Below are 20,960 nucleotides of genomic sequence, written 5' to 3'. Positions count from 1 at the left end.
CGTCAAACCAGATCCTCATCGGTTACCTCCCCATAAACCGGCGAACCAACTTATAAATCAAATAAGCGAGCACAGCGTCAAACAACAATCCCCAAATCGAAAACCCGTGCCCGAAACCTCCAAAGGGATGCAGCATGTGCCCCAGCAGCGACCCGAGCACCGCGCCGGTTGCCAGCCCGCCGAAGAAATGGCCCAATCCGCCAAAAACAGACGATTTCGTCTGGGTCGACGGCTGCAAAACGGGTGTTGGATACGACGGCCTTTGTGTGACATTGGCCGAAGGGCTTTTCGGACCCGAACTGTAGGTTTGCGAACTGGAACTGGTACCGTAACTGCCGACGAAATGGGAACCCGACACGGGCGTTTGCGAGGAACGAACAGTGCCGCTGAAAGTTCCCTTGCTGCTCGAGGCTGCGAGGGCAGATCCGGCGGTTCCGAACATCAACGCCAGCGTCATCAGCAGAGTCAGCCATTTTTTCATCGATTATCCCCTCCCATCGCTGGTCCTAAAAAGCCAATTTTCTGCGCCGCAGCGCAATCGACAGAACGATACCCACTACCGAAAAATTGGTCAGCAGCGAGCTTCCTCCGTACGAAACAAACGGCAGTGTAATCCCGGCGACCGGCATGATCGTCAGATTCATCCCGATGTTTTCAAAGATTTGAAACGCAAACATGCCGAATGCCCCAGCGATAAAATAGACCGAAAAATCATCGGGCGCTGTAGACGCGACAAGAATCATTCGATAGAGAAACACGAAAAATAACAGAATCAAACAACTGGATCCGACAAACCCGAATTGTTCCGCAATCGCCGAGAAAATAAAGTCGGTCCACTGCTCCGGCACCCAAGCGCCTTCCGTCTGTGACCCGTGCAACAGTCCTTTTCCGAACAACTGGCCGGCTCCGACAGCGATTTTCGCTTGCATCACCTGGTACCCGATCCCCGTCGGATCCGCTTCCGGATCGAGGAACGTGACGATTCGTTCCTTCTGATGCTCTGCCAGCGGAAGATTGTGAATCAGCTTTAACGTCTGATCGGGAAACACGGCTGTACCGAGAATAACCGCTGTGCCCAACAGCCCGCCGGCAATCGCCAACAGGATCAGTTGCCGCCTGCTGACAAACAGAACGGTCATGCTGAACAAGATTCCGATCAGCACGAGCGCCTGCCCCAGCGCAGGCTGTTTTACTATCAAAACAAGCGGTACTCCCGCAATCAGCAAGACGGTTCCGAACTGTTTCCAGCCAAAAGCGGTTTGCTGCTGTCTGATTTTCGCCATATAATCGGCGATCGTCAGTATCACAAAGATTTTCGCAAACTCGGACGGCTGAAACTGAAAACCGGGCAGCAAAATCCAGCTGTGGGCGCCTTTGACAGCGGGAAACGCGAATACGATAACCAGCAAAAACAGACTGATCCCATATCCGATCCAGGCCACGCGGTTTCGAAACATCTCATAATCGAGTATCGCAAAAAACAGCGTGCCGATATAGGAAACGATCTGCCAGGCGACTTCTTTGACGTACCAATCTTCCATTCCGGGACGGTGGACCGTGGTCGAATAGACGGCGACCGTGCTGATCGCCGAAATCGCGAGCAACACGAGCAGCATCAGAAAATCGAAGTCTTTGATATGCCGTTTCAGCCACTCTCTGCTTACCATTTCAATGCCACCTGTCCTTCAAGTTCCGCATCTACATAATATATCAAACAAATACGGAATAATTGTGGAAAACGCAAAAACAATCGTCTGTACCGGCCGACAGCCGCTCATGGGCAATCATTCGTAACGGACTCCCTGATAAATCACAAATCCAACCGGATGATGTGTGAAATGCAACACCGGATCACCGGGATTGCCAACCGATGGATAGGCATGATTTTTGTCAATGTATTCTCCTTGCAACTCAATCACCTGACCTGCCTGAAGATCTGGAATTGGCCCATTCAACCCCCATGAATCTCCATAACGGATTGAACAAAAAATTTCGTCCTTAACGATTGACGGATCCCCGCCCCGAACGTCAAACACCGCTGTCTGATGAATTAGCAGGTGGTGATGGGCAACCCCTTGCACCCGCACATCTTCTTCGACTGTCTTAATAACTGATTTGATATGAACAATGGGACCGTGGAGGGCTAGGGGGTGTTGATGGTGGCCCAGCCGCTGGTTTGTGATGGTGTGGCCAAAGATCGGATGATGATCAGACATACGGTTCCTCCTATTCATCCATTCTATTTCTAAATATACCACTCTCTCCCCATTTTCCGCACTGACTCGGCACTTGAAACTAAAGAAAATGGATGCTTGGCAACGAAAACACATTATTTTTCGTTAGATTCGGAACAAATCGAACCAAAAATGCCGCTCCCCCCATCGACCGGCCATTGTGCATTTTTAACACTGTTTTATAATAATGCTCATTAACCGGATAATGCCGAATCTGTTTCGACAGAGCGGAGGACCCAATTCTTTTGGGGTGAATCCAATGATCATCATTGGTAAGGTGACAACTCTTCTGCCACCTGAACCCGTCAGCTAACTCCGTAGGCGAAAGCAGAGGAGGCTACAACGGCCTTTCCGGCCGTTTGTTGCATTTTCCAGGCAAATGATTGGCAAACTACTTGGTACCCGTAACATTGGGAAAGGAGAACGTTTAGATGTTCAATCCTCATTGGACTCACCCCCTGCTTGTCCTGAGTGCTGTTTTGGCCATCATTTTTGCGCTTGCCAACTTCAACAGCCTGAAACGGATCTTCATCGGCCGGCCCATGCGCACAAGTGAACTGCATGCCAAACATAACAAACTGTATTGGTTTGTGGCTTTGCTTGTACTGGCCGCCGACCTCTATTCATCCGTCGCATATGGGCCGGAAGCCGGAATGACAGAAGTGGCCATGTTAGGCCCCGCCGCCAAGTGGCTGATTCTGCCTATCACCTTCGCCACCGTGGTACTCCTGATCATACTGATTGTATCCTACATTATGGGTGTCCTGGCGTACCCAAACGGTGGCGGCGCCTATATGATCGCCAGAGACAACTTTAAAACGTCTTGGATTCCCTTGGTTGCATCAGGTTCACTGCTAGTCGATTACATCCTGACCGTAGCGGTTTCCGTATCTGCCGGAGTACAGGCCATTGCGTCCGCTTATCCGGTGGTTGCTCCCCACGCCACCACCCTGTCGGTGATCTGTGTGCTGATCATTCTTTTGGTGAATTTGCGCGGGGTCTCAGAGTCAGCCAGCATATTTGCCTGGCCCACTCTATTGTTTATGATCAGCATGGTTTTCCTGATCCTGACGGGATTCACCGATCAGCTGCAGAAAGGATTTGTGCAACCCTCGACGCCGTCGGTTGGTACTATACCAAAAGGACTCACCACACTTCTTTTATTAAAAGCGTTTAGCGCAGCCTGCTCGTCCTTGACAGGAATTGAGACGATTTCCAACTCGGTTCCCGTTTTTCGAGAACCGGCGGCAAAAAATGCGGTAAAAGCTTACGTGGCGCTGGGACTCATTACCGGCGGAACTCTGTTGGGATTTGCCTACCAGTTGTATGTCAAGGGAATTTCGGTGGATCCTCAAAATACGATGCTGTCCCAATTGGCAGGCGTTTATTTTGGCCACGGTCCCATCTATCAAATCATCATCTGGTTGACATTTATTGTTTTGATTTTGGCAGCCAACTCCACATTTACGGGATTTCCACAACTGGCAGCCCTTGTTGCCAGTGACGGTTTTTTGCCCAGATCGCTGACGATCCGTGGGGATCGCCTGGGTTACTCAAACGGAATGATCATTCTGGCGGCTCTGGCTTCTCTTTTGATATTGGCGTTTCAAGCGGAAACAAACTTGCTGATTCCGCTTTATTCGATTGGCGTATTCGTTTCGTTCACGATCGCCCAAATCGGACTTGTACGCCGCTGGCTAAGAATCAAAGGGCCGTATTGGAAGCTGAAAATGTCGGTAAATGCGGTTGGCGCGGTAACCACGGCACTCGTTTCGATCGTGGTCGCTACCACAAAGTTCACGGATGGCGCCTGGATTGTGATCGTGGTCCTGCCTGCGATCGTTCTCGGATGTCTCGCCATTCGTCGGCACTATGAGCAAGTGGCCGATGAATTGAGAATCGATTATAAGACGATGAAACCGAGATCCCACCACGTTGTGACGATCGTGCTGGTGTCAGGCGTCCACCGAGTCGTGCTGAACACCATATCATTCGCCAAAAGTTTACACACAGACGTGATCGCCTTATATGTGGGGTTTAACGATGAAGATATTGATAAAATGGAGAAAAAATGGGAGGAATGGGGAGCTCCATGTCGCCTGGTGACGCTGAAAAGTGAATACCGGTCACTTCTGAACCCAATCACACGCTTTATTCAACGTGTAGAAACACATGAGGGACGGCCGGATCATGTTCATATCCTGATCCCGCAGTTTATCCCGAGAAAATGGTGGCACTTTATATTGCACAACCAAAGCGCATTGCTGCTTCGGGCATGGTTATTGAGACACAAAGACGTAATTATCACAACCGTCCCATACCATTTGCAAAGGTGAACCCAATTGCGCGGTTCAAACTGCTCCCCGCATCGTCCTCTCTGATGCAACGGCTGGACCCCTTGCTGGCCCAGCCGTTCTATTTGAATCCTGAAAGAAATTCTTGAAAGAACAACCACTCACTCCTGCGCCATGATTTCGATGTCTCGCATTAGGTTCTCTTTGCTATGAGTGCCCTCTTCTACATCGGTGGCATTTCCTGCAAAATGGCCATTAATGACTCTCCGAACCCAATTATTCCGATCTACTTCGACGATAATCGGGTCGGTTGTGAGTATCTTATCTGAATGATTTACCCCTTTCAGAAAGAAACGAGAAGCAATTGTATACGGATTTTCTTTCGGGGAAAGGAACCACCACCCACTAAGATCCGCTTTGAAACCATACTCGCTTACTAAAGCGGGAGTTATATCTTCATTTAGCGGAACAGGAATCAATAAGGCAGCGTTTCCAAAAAGCTCTTTTTCCTTGAGTTTTTCCTGCAAATTGATCATATCTTCAATCGATGAGGGGTCGGATTTAAAGAAATACACCACCCGTACCTTACCGGATAGCTTGAAAAAATCGGTGGATTGGCCATCTTTGTTGACCACTGTAAAATGCGGAGCCACATAATTGACCGGCGGACGAGACCCCGCCCACCAAGCCCAATACCAAATACCGGCAACAACGGCTGTACCTAAGAGGCATGCGATGGCAGTCAGCCAATGCCGCTTGATGAGTGTAAACATATCATTTACACCTTCTCTCGAAAATAGTAATGAAGTTCAGTATCTATAATCACGATCCATTTCCCATCATTTGCTAGAAGATCCATTTTTGTATCTGTTCCAATAACGCTCTTCCTCCGACGTAGAAAACACTTGATCGTTCATCCCAATCGCTTGATGGACATATTGCCGCGTCGGAAGAACGTGCGGAATCAAAACATCTCCCCCATCCGGCAAATATCGTTCTACCAAATCCTCCATCCGTGGCACCTGTCCCGTCTCAATGTCAGATCCATCCGCGCTATAAAGGAGTTTTCCGATCTTCAGCATATCACTGGCAGTCATGTTCGTTTCCACATAGGGAGCCATTTCATCCAATAGTTCGGGCAATTTCAGGAATGTGACAGACGATTTGCACTTTGCGGCTAACGCCCGCAAAAAATTCCGTTGTCTTTCCGTTCTTTTGTAATCCCCTAACGCATCATGCCGAAAACGCACAAAATCCAGTGCCTGTTGCCCACCCAAATGCTGCATGCCCTTTCGCAAATGAATGTGCGTCCCGTCCGTTGGATCATCGTAATTCATATCCTCATCGACGTTGATATCCACGCCACCGAGTATATCGACAATCTTTTTGAATCCCTCAAAGTTCGTTTCTACATAATAGTGGATCGGTATGGATAGAAAATTCCCAATCGTCTCAACCTCTTTTTGTGGCCCTCCGAGCGCATTTCCTGCATTGATTTTCTCATAATCATATCCCGGGATGTGCCACCACGTATCTCGCAAAACGGAAAACACTTTCACTTGATGAGTAGCCGGATCCACACTGAGCAATATGATACTGTCCGATCGGGTATGTCCTTCTCCCGGTCGGGCATCTTCACCCAACAACAAGATATTGACTCTCCCTCCCGTCCAGGTTTCGGTCGTTGCATGAACAGTTGGAGCAGATTGGATCCTACCGGCGAACCGGTAAGCGTGATATCCGTAGTAGCCGACAATACAAAGCAGGATAAGCATCCCCAGGAAGACAGCCCGAAATATCCTTTTCTTCATCCCTGTCAGTCCCTTCTCAACCATGATTCTGTCCACAGGATCGTTCCGGTCCAGCTTCAAGCACCAAAATCTCGATATTTCTCCAGTATCGAGCCAAGTTCGGAAAAAATAAAACCTACCACAATGGAATCATCAAGATAGCCGTATGGCACCAGATAGTCAGGTATCAAATCCAGGGGAGAAATAAAATACAGCAGCCCCGTTGCGAGCCAAGCGCGATCACCTGCAGACAGCTGCCGGCCATGCATAAAACATTGATACATCAGCTTCAGCCGCTCGATCATCGTGCCAAACCCGCTTACCTCAACCAGTTTAGACACAAAGCCCTCCCGTACATGAACGGATACATCTTTGGCTAAACAATACCGGTGCAGATTCTTCAGCATCTTGTAAAGCAACGAGTAATCGATGGCAGGCTCTTCCGCGTTGTGAACGAATGTATTCCGATTTTCCACTAACAAATCGAGCACTTGATAAAACGCGAGTATGCTGACCGCATCCTTTTTTTTCAAATACTCTTGTAACAACAAATAGGCTTGATAAATTTGAGGGGCCTCGAGCACGTCCGCCATGCCTTGGGCCTCTTGCTCAGACGGCATTCTTTTTCCTGTCAGAATACGGGAAATAGCTGATTTGCTGGTGGCTACGTTTTTCTGTTTTTTAAGCGCCGCTACCAGTTCCTCCGCCTTCATTTCCTTGTACTGCAGCAAACGGCGAATGCAATCACCATAGCTTTGTAGTTCTTTCATCTGTCCCTCACCGTCTAGTACTATATCATGAAATAATTTCACCCACAACGAAATTATTTCGAACTCTATCTCATGTAAACACAAAAAAGGCGGGAATTTTGCTTCCCACCCCACATGCCAGCACAAGCTCGGCCGACAGACTTCCGGCATGGGTCTCCGCTCGGCGCAACCGCCGATTTGGCCGCCGGAATGCTTACCCTCCCTGTTTTTTCTTTATTTTAATCCCCGCACAAACACCGACCGCCAGCGCGGCGAACAACACGGCAGGCAAGAAATACTGATGCATAACCTGATGATACCGGTGCCATGCGATGTCTGCATAACGCCCTAAGATGACAAATGCGGAGCACCAAACAGCTGCACCAACAAAGTTGTAAAATGAAAACATCCAGAATGGGATCCCATTCATTCCGGCTAAATAAGGAACCAAAACACGCACCCCGGCAATAAATCTCGAAAACAACAAAAGCGGCAAACGGTACCGCAAAAATTTGTCCTCCGCCTTTTTCATCCGTTCCTCCGTCATCCCCGCATACCTGCCGTAACGAAGGATGGCGGGGCGACCCAGAAACCGACCGATAAAATACGCGATCGAAGCTCCCAGAAAGTTTCCCGAAACGGCCGTAAGAAACAACGGAACAAATGAAAAAGTGCCGGACATCCATGCAATCCCGGCCAGCGTCAAGGCGGTTTCTCCCGGTAGAGGGATGCCAATCATTTCAACGAGCAGGATCAAAAAAAGACCCGCATATCCATAATTCACGATCCATTGCTGAACGTGTATATGCATGCTGCAAAACCTCCATTCGTTCAGTGTGATACGGAAGTGTGTTGTCCATACACATTATCACAAAAAACTCTGCTTGTTTGTGAAGAATATTGGCGAAAGCCTATTTACAGATGAATTGAAACAATATACATTATGAATGAAACGAATCATACAAGCTAACAAGGCAAAATCCTCGTTAGGCGAGGCTACTGTGCAAACACAGGCCACTGCCCGGAAACGTCGAGAGACGCCAATGGGTTGAACAGGTACTGCCGGATTAAGGCTTTACTTAATGTGGCTGAGACACGATCTCTACGTTGTACAGTGCTGAAGCTCAACCAGGGGGATTGGTTCTCATTTGCGATCTGACGGGATTGCGAATCATACCCCCTGCGTTTGTGTGCAGGGGGTTTCATTTTGCCATGGATAAAGGGGGGAATGTCCTGATGAGCAACGCGTTTGGCGGGCCGGAGTGGATAAGGCGAAGAATCAAGTGCAAGCTAAAATTCAGCAGGAGTAAAGGGGAAGATAGCAATGATCATGAACCGCTTTGGGTACCTGAGAGCTAGAAAATTCGGCTGGATCGACCTGTTCGTCGTTCTGTTCCTGTTTGCGCTGCTTTACGGAATCATGCACGTCGGAGCCGGTATGCGGGTTCCGTTTTCACCGACCAACCAGCCGCATATCGATTTGAATCCTGCTTATCTGCCGTATTATGCGGGCCGTTCCTTGCTCCGCATGTTTGTGGCTTTTTTCGCCGCTTTGCTGTTTACGTTCGTGTATGGACGAATTGCTGCTTCGAGCCAGTTGGCGGAAAAAATCATGATCCCGATCATCGATATTTTACAGTCTGTCCCGGTGTTAGGGTTTCTGTCCGCGACCATCACGTTTTTTATTTCGCTGTTTCCCGGCAGTCTGCTGGGGGTGGAATGCGCCTCCATTTTTGCCATCTTTACCGGGCAAGTCTGGAACATGACATTCAGTTTTTATCATTCCTTAACCACGATTCCGCGCGAGTTGCGGGAGGCATCCGACATCTATCGTTTAAACGCATGGAATCGTTTCAAAAAGCTGGAAGTTCCGTTTGCGATGATCGGCCTGGTGTGGAACTCCATGATGTCGTTTGGCGGCGGCTGGTTTTTCTTATCAGCCAGCGAAGCGATCACAGTACTTGGAACCAATGTACGGCTCCCCGGCCTGGGTTCTTATATGGCGGCAGCCGTCGATGAAGGAAACGTGAAAGCCGTCATCTATGCGGTCATTGCGATGGTGACCACCATCATTTTGGTTGATCAATTGTTTTGGCGTCCATTGGTCGCTTGGGCGGACAAGTTTAAGATGGAACTGACGGAAGCCAAGCAGAGGCCGTCATCTGTCGTGTTGAAAATTTTGCAACAGTCGGCGGTGATCGATCTGTTGTTCCGTTATACCTTGCTGCCTGTCTGGCGGGGCGCCGATCGTTTTCTTGGCCGGCTTGCAGCGGCCGGGAAAATGCGTCCGCCCTCTGCCAGAGGCGCATCGTTCTTCCTGCAGCTTGTGCTGTGGGCGGTGATTGTCTGGTTTGTGATCCGGTATGCGTATCAAGGATTGGTCGAGGTGAAACAGCTGGGATCGGGGGAACTGCTGCATGTGGTTGGACTGGGAGCACTGACCATGCTGCGGGTGTTTGCCGCAATTGCCATCGGCGCATTGTGGACAATTCCGCTTGGTGTAGCGATCGGATTCAATCCGCGATTGGCGCAACTCGCGCAGCCCTTGGTGCAAATCGCGGCCTCTTTTCCTGCCAACATGCTGTTCCCGCTGGTAACTCTGCTTTATTTAAAGCTGCATGTGAATTTTGAAGTTGGAGCCATCCCGCTGATGATGCTCGGTACCCAGTGGTACCTGCTGTTTAACGTGATTGCCGGCGCGATGGCGATTCCGTCTGATCTGCGGGAAGCGAGCGATATTTTTGGACTGTCCGCCTGGAAAAAATGGAAAAAACTGATCCTGCCCGGCATTTTTCCCTATCTGGTAACCGGCGGAGTGACCGCCATGGGAGGAGCGTGGAACGCAAGCATCGTTTCCGAAATCGTGTCATGGAAACAGGATACGCTGACAGCCACCGGACTCGGCGCCTATATTTCCCAGGCAACCAACGAGGGGAACTGGCCGGCCATCATCTGGGGCATCTTTATCATGTCGTCGCTGGTGGTGCTGATCAACCGGTTATTGTGGCGAAGGCTGTATAAACTGGCGGAAACCAAGTATCACATCGAGTAGGAGGGACCGGAATGCAACGGAAAATTGTGGAATTGAAGGGGATTACGAAAAAATACGACTTCGGCGAAACGGTGGTGACCGTGCTCGATCACATCGATCTGCAGATTAACGAAGGCGAGTTTATCGCCATCCTGGGGCCTTCCGGTTCCGGAAAATCGACACTTCTGCGGATTATGGCCGGATTGGTACCGCCTTCCGAAGGACAAGTGTTTTACTTGGGAAGCCGTGTCAATGGCGTGAATCCCGGTGTCAGCATGGTGTTTCAATCGTTCGCTTTGTTTCCCTGGCTGACGGTGCTTGAAAACGTGGAACTCGGGTTGCAAAAAACTTCATTGTCCGATCAGGAAAAGCGGGAAAAAGCAATCCAAATGATCGACATGTTGGGATTGGACGGCTTTGAAAGTGCGTATCCGAAAGAACTGTCGGGAGGCATGCGGCAGCGCGTGGGAATTGGCAGAGCCCTTGTGTCGGAGCCGGATGTGCTGTTGATGGATGAACCATTTTCCGCGCTCGATGTGCTGACGGCCGAGAATTTGCGGCGCGACATTCTGGAACTGTGGCTGGAAAAAAAGATCCCGACGAAGTCGATTGTCATGGTGACACACGGGATCGAAGAGGCGGTGTATATGGCGGATCGGGCGATCGTCTTGTCCCGTGACCCGGCCCGCATCACCGCGGATCTGCCGATTCCGCTGCCCCATTGGCGGGAAAAGAAAGACCCGTTGTTCGAATCGTTGGTAGACGATCTGTATTCGCTCATGACCCGGTACAAAGAAGACCCGAAACCGATTGTGGATCAGGGAGGGGCCAGCAGGAAAATCAAGCCGATGCCGGATGTGCCGGCAGGGGCGATGACAGGGTTTATCGAACTGCTCGACGATCTGGAGGAAAAATCTGATCTGTATAAACTGGCCGACCAACTGGGCCTCAACCTGGAAGATTTTCTGCCGATTGTGGAAGCGGCATCCCTGTTGGAATTTGTCCGCGTTCACGAAGGGGATATTGAGTTGACCCCGCTGGGAAAAACGTTTGCAGAAGCGACCGTTGTGGAACGTAAGGATATTTTGAAACACCAGGTTTTGAAAAACGTCCCGATCATGGAACGGATCATCTGGATCCTGCAGTCGAAGCGCAACAACCGGATGTCGCGGGACTTTTTCAGCCAGATTTTCCGCAAGCATTTTGGCGACGAGGAAGCGGAAAAACAGCTCGATATTTGTATCGGTTGGGCCCGGCAAGCAGAATTGTTCGCGTACGACGAACATGCGAAAATGTTGTTTTTGGAGAAAGAAACGACCGACAGCAATGGTGCAATCGAGTAGGAGGGGGCGGCTAACCTTGTCCCCTCACCACCTAGCATGCGGGTCCGCACTAGGCGGTTCCAAAAGGCTGACGCGGTCCGCAGTCCTCCCCAGATAAGAGCGTCATCTTTCCGCCCGCGCTTGCCCAAGTCTGGCTTCCTTCCGATTCCGCCTCACGGCGGACACCCTTGCCCCTGGCTACGGTAGGCGCTCGCCAGCCCCCGTTCGGGACTCTCACCTTAGAGATGACGCCCATGCTGGGCGTAACATGAGACGAATGACCCCGAACAGCTTCTCGGGGTCATTCTCTGATTACATATCTTATTCGGCTGACATCTTAGCCGCAGGAATGTTCAACAATTGCGGCACAGTGACAAACGTGTACCCTTGCGCTTTGAGAGTGTCGATGATCTGTGGGAGGGCGCTCACCGTATTGCTCAAGTCCTCACTCCGGCCGCCGGCGCAATGCTCCAGAATGATGGCTCCTGGACGCAGTTCCGTGCGCACATAATCCATCATCTGAGGAACCGGTGTGCCTGCCCAATCGCGGGTATCCACCGACCAATCGATGATTTTGTAGCCCATGGCACCGATTTCCCGAACGATGTCCGGATTGGTCAACCCATAAGGCGGACGAAAAAGGGCCGGGTAGTACCCGACGATGGAATCCAATAGCTGGTCGGTACGTACCACTTCATCGCGGATTTGTTGCGGTGTCAGTTTGGTCAGTTTCGGATGGTCCCACGTATGATTGCCGATCGCGTGTCCCTCGGCAACGATGCGCCTGACCATTTCCGGGTGGGCTTGCGCACGGGTTCCTACGATGAAAAAGGTCGCCTTCACCCCGTTTTGTTTTAAAATATCCAAAATCTGTGGCGTAAACCGCAAATCGGGTCCATCATCAAACGTCAAGGCGACTTGTTTGGCAGTACGCGGTCCTGAAAAATACAAAATCCGTGATGGATCCGTTCCCTCTCGAGGGGTGGTCCGCGCAGTCCGATTTTGCGATTCCGGGCCACCAGTCAGGTCGGGAGTGGCTGGGCGATCCCTCTCGTATGCGGGAGTCGGTGCGGTCGGGTGCGCAGCGTTGGGGGCCGGACCCGGAACTCCGCCTGGCTGGGCGGCAGGCGGTGGCGAAGTGCCCGGTGGTGCGGCCGGTGGAACAGCCCTTTGCAAACATCCTCCAAGCAACAAACCGGTCATCAAAACGGTTGTACCAATGCAGAAACGTTTTCTCATGCTGATCCTCCCCGATATTTAGATACCGGGTAGTATACAGCGGCGTACATTTTTTATGCGCGGTCCACCAGCAAGCGGTTGCGGGCGGCCCACTTGGCCACCAGGATCGAAATCTCATACAGCAAAATCAGCGGGATCGCCACCGAAAGGTGGGAAACAAACTCCGGCGGCGAGATCATTGACGCGATCACCACCAGCACAAAATACGCGTAGCGGCGCAGGCGAATCAACTGCCGCGGGGAAATGATGCCAAGCCTCACCAAAAACAGGACGACGATCGGCATTTCAAAAAACAGCCCGAGCGGCAAAACAGTGCCGGCCACCAGGCCGAAATAGCCGGACGCCGTATACAGAATGGTGAATTGCTGGCTTCCCAGCTTGACCAAAAAGGAAAACAGCATCGGAAACACCACATACCACGCGAAAGCGACACCCAGCACAAACATCGCCAGCACCAGCGGCAGATAGCGGAGCGTGACTTTTTGCAACTCTTTGCTTAAAGCGGGGGCGACAAACAGCCACCCCTGCCACAGAGCGAACGGAATCGTCGCGATCAGCGCGCACACCCCGGCGACCATAAAATAGACGTGCATCACCTCGCCCGGCCCAAGCACCGTCAATCTTCGCCCGGGTACGGGGGCTTCCAGAAACGAAAAAATGCGGTTGATAAAGAGAAAGCAGACACACAGGGAGATCCCGTATGCCCCCAAAGTATAGAGCAAACGCCTGCGCAGCTCAGCAAAATGTTCCACCAGATGATGCTGCTTGTCCGTCACGTGCCCACCTCCTTGTTGCTCCCCCATTCGCCTAGTCGCGGAACGACAATGCAATGTCAAGCACATGCAGCCGTTCGTCAAAAGCGGCGATATCCTGTTTCCCGTTTCCGTCAAAGTCGGCCGTCAAGCCGATTTTTTTGCCGGCCGCCCACGGGCCGAACGGATTGGGAACCGGCGTCAGCCGAAAATCAGCGCCGCCCTGCCAAACATCCCACATTCCTTTCGCTGCATCATAAAGCACAAGATCGGTCTTCCCGTCCCCATTCGTATCGCCGGCCAACAGCTGCAACTTGTCGCCTGCTTGCGGCAGCGGCAGATCGATCGGCCCCGCCAGTTCTCCCTTGCCGGAGTTGGGGAAAATACGGATCCGCTTCTCCCCGGGCGAGCAATAGAATACATCCTCATACCCGTCCCCGTTCAGATCTCCGGTGAGCAAGGTCGCATCTGAGGGGAGCTGCAGCCCGGTGTCCTTCGCCGCAAACCGGTCCCCCTGATTTTCAGCTAAAATCAGGCGGTTTTCCGTTCGCCCAACCAAATCCACCCGGCCGTCGCGATGCAAATGCAGCGGACGCAGCCCCTCGATTCCCACTGGCAGCACACCAAACGGAACTGCGGAGCCGAAGTGGTTCCCGTTCGAATAAAATACACGCACATGGCCGGTCGTCCGGTTGTATGCAACCAGATCCTGCCGCTTGTCCCCGTTCACATCGGCCAGCATCAGTTGTTCATCCGCCGCAAATGCCTGTTTCAACCAGGTGCGCGCCGCGCCTTGCGGACGATTTCGCGGCCATGCGTAAACACCTTCAATTACTTGGATCTGATCTCCCTTCCGCACTACCACATCCGCGTGCCCAATCCCCCGCACATCTCCCAGCAGCACATCGGACGGCCGGGTACCGGGCGGCAGCTCAACCCGATGTGCAGGTGAAAAAGGAACCACCTGGTGCAGGGACACCCACTGATATCCGTTTTGTTTGAATCCTTCGACCAGCCGGTGCAGGTACGATGTCTCCCCCGGCTTGTAGCGGTACACCGGCAGTCCGTCCCGCATGACAGGTCGGCCGGACGCATCCGTCACAACCTGCAGAAACGGATATTCCAGAAACGGATGGTAAAACAAAGAGGCCAACCCTCTGTAAGTTGGCAACTTGCCCAGCACCTTGTCGACTCCCTGCTGTCCGCGGATGTATCCGAGCGGCGCCGGCACATACACGGAACCCAGCGACGTACGGCCGTAGACGTTCTCATTGTCGTACACGTTCAGGTCGAACAACGAACGGGGCGACCAAAAATCGGGCTGGTACAACACCCCCATAAACGAACGGAAGACCGCCTCCTGTTCGCGCGTATCGCGGTAATGGGGGGACTCCCAAAAGCCAGGTTGCAGGCCGTTTTTCTCAAATGCCGCCAAGCTCTTCCGGATGCGCTCCGCCGCATAGGAACTGGCAGCCGTTTCCGGCGCTCCCTTCACGTCAAACTCGGCTCCCGTGCCCGTATCCTGATTGTTGTTTGGCATTTTCCCGCTGCCGTACTGGTGGGTGTAGCCGTGCATGCCAAGCACCGCGCCGTGCCGCTGCGCGTCCTGCAGCAAACGGACGAACTGGCGCACCGTTTCATCCGGATTCGGATCGTCGATGCCTTTCTCATACCAGGTGCCGTCCGGACGCAGATTTTTCCAGCGTGGAATCACGGCCACATGAAACGGGATCTGTTGCTCCTCCAGATATTCAAAAACGGCCCTCAACCGTCCCAGCTCATCCGGCGTCGCGTAACTGCCGCCCGGCCCGATGTCCTCCAGGCGCAACATCGCCCGCCGCTTGCCCCAATCGGGAAACGCGTTCACGTACGCCGCCCCGATTCCGGTGAAAAGCAGTAATGCAATCAATCCAATAAGCCAAAATCTTCGTCTGCGCATATTCTCTCCACCAACTTGATCCGTTCACACAAACCGCAAAGTCTCAAACGTTCCCCCCAGAATCTCCTGCGAGGGAGCGTTCAGCCAGCGGTCGAGCAGCGTCGCGTAAACCGAGCGGAAATCGACCGTGTACTTCAAGTCTCCGTTGTCAAGCGATGCCAAACTCGGCATCTCGCCGTAAAGGCCGCCCTTCACTTTGCCTCCCAGCACAAACACAGGACCGGCCGTTCCGTGGTCGGTGCCGCCGCTCGCATTTTCCTGCACGCGCCTGCCAAACTCAGAATACACCAAAACGGCCACGCGATCCACCGCTCCGCGCTTTTCCAAATCCTGATAAAACGCGTGCAAACAACTGTCCAGTTCTTTCAGCAAAGCAGCATGCTGTTCTTTTTCGCGGGAATGGTCGTCAAATCCTCCCAACTGTGTAAAATACGTTTTGGTGCCCAATCCGGCGCCGATCAAGTCGGCGATCAACCGCAGATTTTCGGCAAACTTCGACTTCTTCGGATACGCATCCGTCGCGGACGAAGGTTTGACTGTCGCCTGTACTTTCTCAGACGCTTGCAGCGCCGTGATCCCTTTTTCCCCGACCATCCGCAACATGCCGTCGCCGCCGCTGTACATCTTGCGCAGCACATCGAGCCGCCGTTCCCGTTCCGCTGCCGCCCCTTTCACCAGAAACCGGAACTGCGCCACATTGTCAATCGCCGGTACGTCGCTTTTTTGCGCCAGAAAAATTTTCGATGGGGAACCGACCGACAATCCAAGCAACGGATTGACCGTCTGCCGTTGCGTCACATCCAGATAGCGCCCCAGCCATCCGGTGGTGACATTCGTCTTGTCGGGGACGGCCGTCTGCCAGATCTCCATTGAGCGAAAATGGGACCGGTTCGGATTCGGGTACCCGACGCCCTGAATGATCGCCAGTTTCCCCCGGCCATACAGGTCTTTCAAGCCGGTCAGACTTGGATGCAGCCCAATCTGGTTGTGTAGCGGCAGCACCTCTTTTTGAGCAATGCCCAGCGTCGGCCGTTTGTCATAATACGTTCCGATCCCGTAGGGGATTACCGTATTCAGTCCGTCGTTTCCGCCAGACAGTTGGACCACAACCAGAATATTATTGCCAGTGTCCGCCTCGCCGAACACATGCCGCCAGCCCCAGTATCCGAGCGAACCAGACATGCCCAGCACCAGTAGCGTAAGTCCGCTTTTTTTCAGAAACTCCCGTCGCGTCATGTCCATACCGCCACCCCCTCACTTCAATTGCGCTTCCGGAGAAATCAGAGACAAATGAAGCAGGCCGCGCATAAGCGCCGTCCGGTCCGACATCGTTTGCTCCGCATAGTGCTGCAGTTGTAGCCGGGTATTTTGCGATGCATCCGCCAGCCCGACGCGCTGCAGCAGATCTTCCACCATCACTCCGGGCCGCTCTCCCTGCAGGGGAAACTCATTTGGCGTCAGCGACTCGACCACCGCTTCGACAAAATTGCAGCGAGCCAGCAGCATCGACGTGTTGAGCCACGCCGGTCCATCCGGCCACCCCGCCACATTCGGCGGATTGAACAGTTCCTGGCCCATCGCGCTCATCGCCTGCAAAACGATTTTTTCACTCTTTTGCCCGGCTTGCGGCAGCAGGGCGAGGATACCGACCACATACTCAGCCGGATTTTTCACAATGCTCCGGTAGGCACGGTCCGAGTAAAACTCGCCGGAGTTAAAAATAGCCCGCAGCGCGGCGGAAATCTCAAATCCGCTGCGGGCAAAAGCGTCAGCGACCGGGGTAATGACCTCGTCCGCCGGGTTGGGGTAAGCGAAGAAGCTCCACAGTTTTCTCGCGATAAAGCGAGCGCAGGCAGGGTGTTCCATCACCAGATCGACCGTTTCCCGAAGGCCGAATTTGCCGGTTTTGCCGAGGATCGTTTTGCTGCCGTTATCATGCTGTTGACTTTGAAACGTGACTTGTCCGGTCTTTTTGTCCAGTTTCCAGCCGGTGAAGGCGCGCGCCGCTTCCTTCACGTCCGTTTCCGTATAATGGCCGATGCCTAACGTGAACAGTTCAAGGAATTCGCGGGCGTAGTTCTCGTTCGGGGATTTTTTCACGTTGCTTTGATTGTCGAGCCAGACCAGCATCGCCGGATCGATCGAAATCCGATACGCCAGTTCGCGGAAATTACCCAACGCGTATTGCCGCAGCAGTTGATTTTGCCGGGCCATCAGCCGCCCGTCTTTCACTTTGTAAATGGCGGAGGTGAAATGGCCGTGCCAGAAAAGAGTCATTTTTTCCTGCAGCGGATTGGGGGAATGCAGCATGGTGCCGAGCCACCAGCGTTGCAGTTTTTGCTTGGCTTCCGAGGGATTCTCGCCGGTCAGATCGGCGGGCGGCTGCGGATTGAGCGGCGGCGCGTTCAGCAAGCGGTCTACGATCTCTGGCAGGGACGCCGTTCGTAATTCGTCTACCTGCTCCTGGTTTGCGGTGAATCCGGTTCTCCGCAGCAGGTGGGCGATTTTCGCTTCGTGTGTTTGCAGAATCACGTTAAACTCCCCCTTTGAACGTCACCGCCTGCTTGCCCAGTTGCTCCCATGCAGTCGTGAACGAGTTGCGATCGACCGCCTTGCCGGCCGAACCGTCCAGCGGGTCGTTGACAAACACATGTTGGTCGTCATACCCCACCAAAAGCACCGCGTGTTCATCGAAGGTCGCCTTGACGGGGCCATTCGGTCCCTGCCACTTGACCCACCCGCTCGTCGGCTGAAAATCGACCGTCGTCCACACGATCACCGGTTTGCCTGCCGCGACACGGCCCAAAATCTCGTCAAACGGCCGGCCCGTCAAATCCTCCGCCCCGTTTGGCAAAATCGAATTGAGCATCTTTGCGACCGGGCCGTGATACACTCCATAACCAGGTTGTTGTCCGGTAATGTCCCCGACAAACCCGACGTTTGGATCTCCCCACGAAATGATCGCACCGTTTTCATCCACCACCTGCGGCGTCGAATCCTTCGCGATGCGGTCGGCCAGTTCCGTCTTGTCCATCGGATGGCCGGCAGCGGTCAGCAACATCGATACGCTGGTCACTTCACAGCCGTTATAATATTCCGGTTCCTGCGATTGTCCCGGCACTTGAATTTCCACCTTGGAAGCGGCTTGCGGCTTCGGCGCGGCCCCGTTTTGCTGGGGCGGGTGATCCGGGCTTTCGGTCGGCGTTTGCTTCACACTTTCCGGCTGAATCTGGCCGTTCGCATCGCTGGCCGGTTTCTTTAGCGTATCCTGCGCTGCCGGTACCTCCCGGTTCCGGCTGTCCGGCTGCTGATCCGGAGCGGCCGGCGTTTCGGCGACCGCTTGCTCGTGTATCACTTCGCGGATATGGTCCGCGTATACGACGCCCGACACGGCGGCCGACACGACCAGAAAACTGGCAAACCATCTTTTTTTCACAGCGTTCTCACTTCCTGGGAAAAAAGATATGTTGTCCTGTTAACATCCAGTCTAGTCGACAAGTATGGAATAATTATGGAAAAAGAATGGGATTTTCGGTGAAAATCAAACAGAACCCCTGCCGCAGCAGTAGTCCTGTCACAATGAAAGGCTTCCTTTACTCGTAGCGCAGCGCGTCGATCGGCTCCAGTTTGGCCGCCTTCCGCGCCGGAAACACTCCGAAAATAATGCCGATCAATCCGGAAAATCCGAATGCCGTCAGAATCGCACCGACCGACAGTTCGGTCGCCAGATTCATCGCCCGGCCAACCAGTGACGAGCCGACAGCCCCCAACAGAATCCCGATCACGCCGCCGATCAGGCTCAACACCACCGCTTCAATCAAAAACTGCATTAACAGATCCCGATACCTGGCGCCCAGCGCCTTGCGAATCCCGATCTCGCGCGTACGCTCCGTCACCGACACGAGCATGATGTTCATCACACCGATTCCGCCGACGATCAGGGAGATGGCGGCCACGCCTCCCAAAAACAGCGTCATCGTCTGGGTCACCCCCTGAAACGTAGACAGCACATCGGCCTGGCTGCTGATTACGAAATCGTCCGGCTGGTTCGGCGCAAGGTGGTGGGCCCGCCGCAAGGCGGCCTGCACTTCAAGGCTGGCCCGATCCATCAGGTCGGCCGATTTTGCCTCGATAAACATATTGCGTACGTTCTGATTGCCGATCAGCCGCGATTGGGCGGTCGAGATCGGGATCAAGATCATATCATCAGTGTTGACGAAGCCGCTCGACCCTTTGCTTTCCACCACGCCGACAATCCGAAACGGAATGCCGTTGATGCGGATCATCTCCCCAACCGGATCCACATCGGCAAATCCGAACAAATTCTGGACGACAGTCGGACCCAACACGCACACTTTGGCACCGCCCGCCAGTTCGCTTTCGTTAAAAAACCGGCCCTTTTGCGTATTGACAGCCCGCACCTGCGAGTAATCAGGGGTCGTTCCCAGCACTTGCGTGTTGGTATTGCGCTGTTGATAGACGATCTGCGCGTTCCGTGACACCGTTGGCGCGACCGCCTTGACGGACGGAGAGGATTTTTGGATCGCCTCCACATCCGACAACTTGAGCGTCGTGGAACTGCCGATGCCGAGCGACACACCGCCGGAGATAGCCTGTCCGGGCGAGACGGTCAACAGGTTGGATCCCAGACTTTGAATCTGGTTCGTCACGGACGCGGTTGCCCCCTGGCCAATCGACACCATGACGATCACCGCACTCACCCCGATAATGATCCCGAGCATCGTGAGCAACGAGCGCAGTTTGTTAGCCACCAGACTCTGCAGGGACACACGGATCGATTCGTACAGGTTCATACGATCGCCTCCTCACTGTCTGCGGCGATCAATCCCGGTGAAGCTGGATTCCCAGCTGCCACAGCCACTCCTTCGGCCGCGGCCGGCTTTCCGACCGGGGCGGCGATATACGGCTGCTCGACGATCGTATCGCTCTCAATATTGCCGTCCCGAAACCAGACGATCCGCTTCGTGTGCCGGGCCACATGTTCCTCGTGCGTCACGATCACAATCGTATGTCCCATTTGATTGAGCTGTTGAAAAATCGCCAAAATTTCCTCGGTCGACCGGCTGTCCAGGTTGCCGGTCGGTTCGTCCGCCAGCAAAATGGCCGGGTTGTTCACCAGCGAACGGGCGATCGCCACCCGCTGCTGCTGCCCGCCTGACAATTCATTCGGCCGATGATGCATGCGGTTCGCCAGGCCGACCATCTCGAGCGCCCGCATCGCCCGTTCCCGCCGTTCCCGAGCGGGAACCCGAGCGTACAGCATCGGCAGTTCCACATTTTCCAAAGCCGTATTGCGCCGTAGCAGATTGAACGACTGGAAAATAAAGCCGATTTTCCGGTTGCGGATCGCCGCCAGTTCGTCGTTCGAGGCGTCGGCGATGCGGATGCCGTCAAGAATGTACTCGCCGGAAGTCGGTTTGTCCAGACAGCCCAACACGTTCATCATCGTCGACTTACCTGAACCGGAAGGACCCATGATCGACACGAACTCGCCTTTTTCGATCTGCAGGTTGACACCGCGCAGGGCATGCACCTCCACATGCTCCGTCCGGTACAGTTTGTGAAGATCACGCAGCGTAATCATCCCGT

Annotated in this window: 18 protein-coding genes and 2 riboswitches; of the genes, 3 read left to right on the top strand and 15 right to left on the bottom strand. The window is 53.4% G+C overall.

All coding sequences use genetic code 11. The features are described from left to right. Positions 1–22: 22 nt before the first annotated feature. The 3 genes from C230_RS0111780 to C230_RS0111770 form a co-directional block, all read right to left on the bottom strand. Entirely contained in the window at positions 23–481 is a 459-nt protein-coding gene (locus C230_RS0111780; protein ID WP_018132243.1) for a hypothetical protein, read from the bottom strand. Positions 482–506: 25 nt separating this feature from the next. Continuing rightward, positions 507–1,667 (bottom strand): rod shape-determining protein RodA, encoded by a 1,161-nt coding sequence (gene rodA, locus C230_RS0111775; RefSeq protein WP_018132242.1) that lies wholly within the window; start codon positions 1,665–1,667, stop codon positions 507–509. A 117-nt stretch (positions 1,668–1,784) separates the two neighbouring features. After that, positions 1,785–2,216: a hypothetical protein gene (locus tag C230_RS0111770; protein WP_018132241.1), complete on the bottom strand. Its 432-nt coding sequence runs from the start codon at positions 2,214–2,216 to the stop codon at positions 1,785–1,787. A gap of 214 nt (positions 2,217–2,430) precedes the next feature. Then, a riboswitch (cyclic di-AMP (ydaO/yuaA leader) is annotated at positions 2,431–2,572 on the top strand. 93 nt (positions 2,573–2,665) lie between these two features. Between C230_RS0111770 and C230_RS0111765 the strand changes: the two genes are divergently transcribed. Then, entirely contained in the window at positions 2,666–4,570 is a 1,905-nt protein-coding gene (locus tag C230_RS0111765; protein WP_018132240.1) for an APC family permease, read from the top strand. Between the two features lie 119 nt (positions 4,571–4,689). Here C230_RS0111765 and C230_RS21420 read toward each other — a convergent pair whose 3' ends face one another. The 4 genes from C230_RS21420 to C230_RS20255 all read right to left on the bottom strand — a co-directional run bounded on the left by C230_RS21420 (position 4,690) and on the right by C230_RS20255 (position 7,806). After that, complete coding sequence (locus C230_RS21420) at positions 4,690–5,301, bottom strand: hypothetical protein (RefSeq protein ID WP_018132239.1); 612 nt, start codon at positions 5,299–5,301, stop codon at positions 4,690–4,692. A gap of 66 nt (positions 5,302–5,367) precedes the next feature. Further along, entirely contained in the window at positions 5,368–6,399 is a 1,032-nt protein-coding gene (locus tag C230_RS20260; RefSeq protein ID WP_018132238.1) for an LCP family protein, read from the bottom strand. Next, the gene (locus tag C230_RS0111750) at positions 6,396–7,088 is read right to left on the bottom strand and encodes a DUF1232 domain-containing protein (protein ID WP_018132237.1); all 693 of its coding nucleotides are present in this window, start codon (positions 7,086–7,088) and stop codon (positions 6,396–6,398) included. Before C230_RS0111750 ends, C230_RS20260 begins: the two co-directional genes overlap by 4 nt. A 193-nt stretch (positions 7,089–7,281) precedes the next feature. Then, complete coding sequence (locus C230_RS20255; protein ID WP_281168946.1) at positions 7,282–7,806, bottom strand: DedA family protein; 525 nt, start codon at positions 7,804–7,806, stop codon at positions 7,282–7,284. Between the two features lie 236 nt (positions 7,807–8,042). Then, positions 8,043–8,209, top strand: a riboswitch (M-box (ykoK) riboswitch). A gap of 182 nt (positions 8,210–8,391) precedes the next feature. Between C230_RS20255 and C230_RS0111740 the strand changes: the two genes are divergently transcribed. Together C230_RS0111740 and C230_RS0111735 are read left to right on the top strand one after the other, a co-directional pair. Further along, positions 8,392–10,119, top strand: a complete 1,728-nt coding sequence (locus C230_RS0111740) for an ABC transporter permease (protein WP_018132235.1) — start codon at positions 8,392–8,394, stop codon at positions 10,117–10,119. Positions 10,120–10,130: 11 nt separating this feature from the next. Continuing rightward, positions 10,131–11,441 carry an ABC transporter ATP-binding protein gene (locus tag C230_RS0111735; RefSeq protein WP_018132234.1) on the top strand — a complete coding sequence of 437 codons (1,311 nt, stop codon included), beginning with the start codon at positions 10,131–10,133 and terminating at the stop codon, positions 11,439–11,441. A gap of 300 nt (positions 11,442–11,741) precedes the next feature. Here C230_RS0111735 and C230_RS20250 read toward each other — a convergent pair whose 3' ends face one another. The 8 genes from C230_RS20250 to C230_RS20235 form a co-directional block, all read right to left on the bottom strand. Continuing rightward, positions 11,742–12,659, bottom strand: coding sequence for a polysaccharide deacetylase family protein (locus C230_RS20250; protein ID WP_156807442.1), 918 nt, complete (start codon positions 12,657–12,659; stop codon positions 11,742–11,744). 53 nt (positions 12,660–12,712) lie between these two features. Further along, positions 12,713–13,435 (bottom strand): twin-arginine translocase subunit TatC, encoded by a 723-nt coding sequence (tatC, locus tag C230_RS0111725; RefSeq protein WP_018132232.1) that lies wholly within the window; start codon positions 13,433–13,435, stop codon positions 12,713–12,715. Positions 13,436–13,466: 31 nt separating this feature from the next. Then, a complete protein-coding gene (locus C230_RS0111720; protein WP_018132231.1) occupies positions 13,467–15,350 on the bottom strand; it encodes a DUF2334 domain-containing protein in 1,884 nt (627 codons plus the stop codon). A 24-nt stretch (positions 15,351–15,374) separates the two neighbouring features. Then, positions 15,375–16,592: a DUF1501 domain-containing protein gene (locus C230_RS0111715; protein WP_018132230.1), complete on the bottom strand. Its 1,218-nt coding sequence runs from the start codon at positions 16,590–16,592 to the stop codon at positions 15,375–15,377. Positions 16,593–16,604: 12 nt separating this feature from the next. Beyond that, complete coding sequence (locus C230_RS20245; RefSeq protein ID WP_018132229.1) at positions 16,605–17,882, bottom strand: DUF1800 domain-containing protein; 1,278 nt, start codon at positions 17,880–17,882, stop codon at positions 16,605–16,607. Between the two features lies 1 nt (position 17,883). Next, positions 17,884–18,786: a C39 family peptidase gene (locus C230_RS20240; RefSeq protein ID WP_018132228.1), complete on the bottom strand. Its 903-nt coding sequence runs from the start codon at positions 18,784–18,786 to the stop codon at positions 17,884–17,886. A gap of 157 nt (positions 18,787–18,943) precedes the next feature. Beyond that, a complete protein-coding gene (locus C230_RS0111700) occupies positions 18,944–20,164 on the bottom strand; it encodes an ABC transporter permease (protein WP_018132227.1) in 1,221 nt (406 codons plus the stop codon). Next, positions 20,161–20,955 (bottom strand): ABC transporter ATP-binding protein, encoded by a 795-nt coding sequence (locus C230_RS20235; protein ID WP_018132226.1) that lies wholly within the window; start codon positions 20,953–20,955, stop codon positions 20,161–20,163. The genes C230_RS0111700 and C230_RS20235 overlap by 4 nt, the downstream gene beginning before the upstream one ends. Between the last annotated feature and the right edge of the window lie 5 nt (positions 20,956–20,960).

The sequence above is a fragment of the Effusibacillus pohliae DSM 22757 genome (assembly GCF_000376225.1).
Taxonomy (GTDB): domain Bacteria; phylum Bacillota; class Bacilli; order Tumebacillales; family Effusibacillaceae; genus Effusibacillus; species Effusibacillus pohliae.
Note: the sequence above shows the minus strand (reverse complement) of the source record. Positions and strands in the feature narration are given on the sequence as shown.

Excerpts from the sequence above, each read along its gene's own strand:
- C230_RS20250 (WP_156807442.1), bottom strand. The coding sequence starts at position 12,659 with ATGAGAAAACGTTTCTGCATTGGTACAACCGTTTTGATGACCGGTTTG.
- C230_RS0111720 (WP_018132231.1), bottom strand. The coding sequence starts at position 15,350 with ATGCGCAGACGAAGATTTTGGCTTATTGGATTGATTGCATTACTGCTT.
- C230_RS0111765 (WP_018132240.1), top strand. The coding sequence starts at position 2,666 with ATGTTCAATCCTCATTGGACTCACCCCCTGCTTGTCCTGAGTGCTGTT.
- C230_RS0111735 (WP_018132234.1), top strand. The coding sequence starts at position 10,131 with ATGCAACGGAAAATTGTGGAATTGAAGGGGATTACGAAAAAATACGAC.
- C230_RS20255 (WP_281168946.1), bottom strand. The coding sequence starts at position 7,806 with ATGATTGGCATCCCTCTACCGGGAGAAACCGCCTTGACGCTGGCCGGG.
- C230_RS0111770 (WP_018132241.1), bottom strand. The coding sequence starts at position 2,216 with ATGTCTGATCATCATCCGATCTTTGGCCACACCATCACAAACCAGCGG.
- C230_RS0111700 (WP_018132227.1), bottom strand. The coding sequence starts at position 20,164 with ATGAACCTGTACGAATCGATCCGTGTGTCCCTGCAGAGTCTGGTGGCT.
- C230_RS21420 (WP_018132239.1), bottom strand. The coding sequence starts at position 5,301 with ATGTTTACACTCATCAAGCGGCATTGGCTGACTGCCATCGCATGCCTC.
- C230_RS0111740 (WP_018132235.1), top strand. The coding sequence starts at position 8,392 with ATGATCATGAACCGCTTTGGGTACCTGAGAGCTAGAAAATTCGGCTGG.
- C230_RS0111715 (WP_018132230.1), bottom strand. The coding sequence starts at position 16,592 with ATGGACATGACGCGACGGGAGTTTCTGAAAAAAAGCGGACTTACGCTA.
- rodA (WP_018132242.1), bottom strand. The coding sequence starts at position 1,667 with ATGGTAAGCAGAGAGTGGCTGAAACGGCATATCAAAGACTTCGATTTT.
- C230_RS0111750 (WP_018132237.1), bottom strand. The coding sequence starts at position 7,088 with ATGAAAGAACTACAAAGCTATGGTGATTGCATTCGCCGTTTGCTGCAG.
- C230_RS20235 (WP_018132226.1), bottom strand. The coding sequence starts at position 20,955 with ATGATTACGCTGCGTGATCTTCACAAACTGTACCGGACGGAGCATGTG.
- C230_RS0111780 (WP_018132243.1), bottom strand. The coding sequence starts at position 481 with ATGAAAAAATGGCTGACTCTGCTGATGACGCTGGCGTTGATGTTCGGA.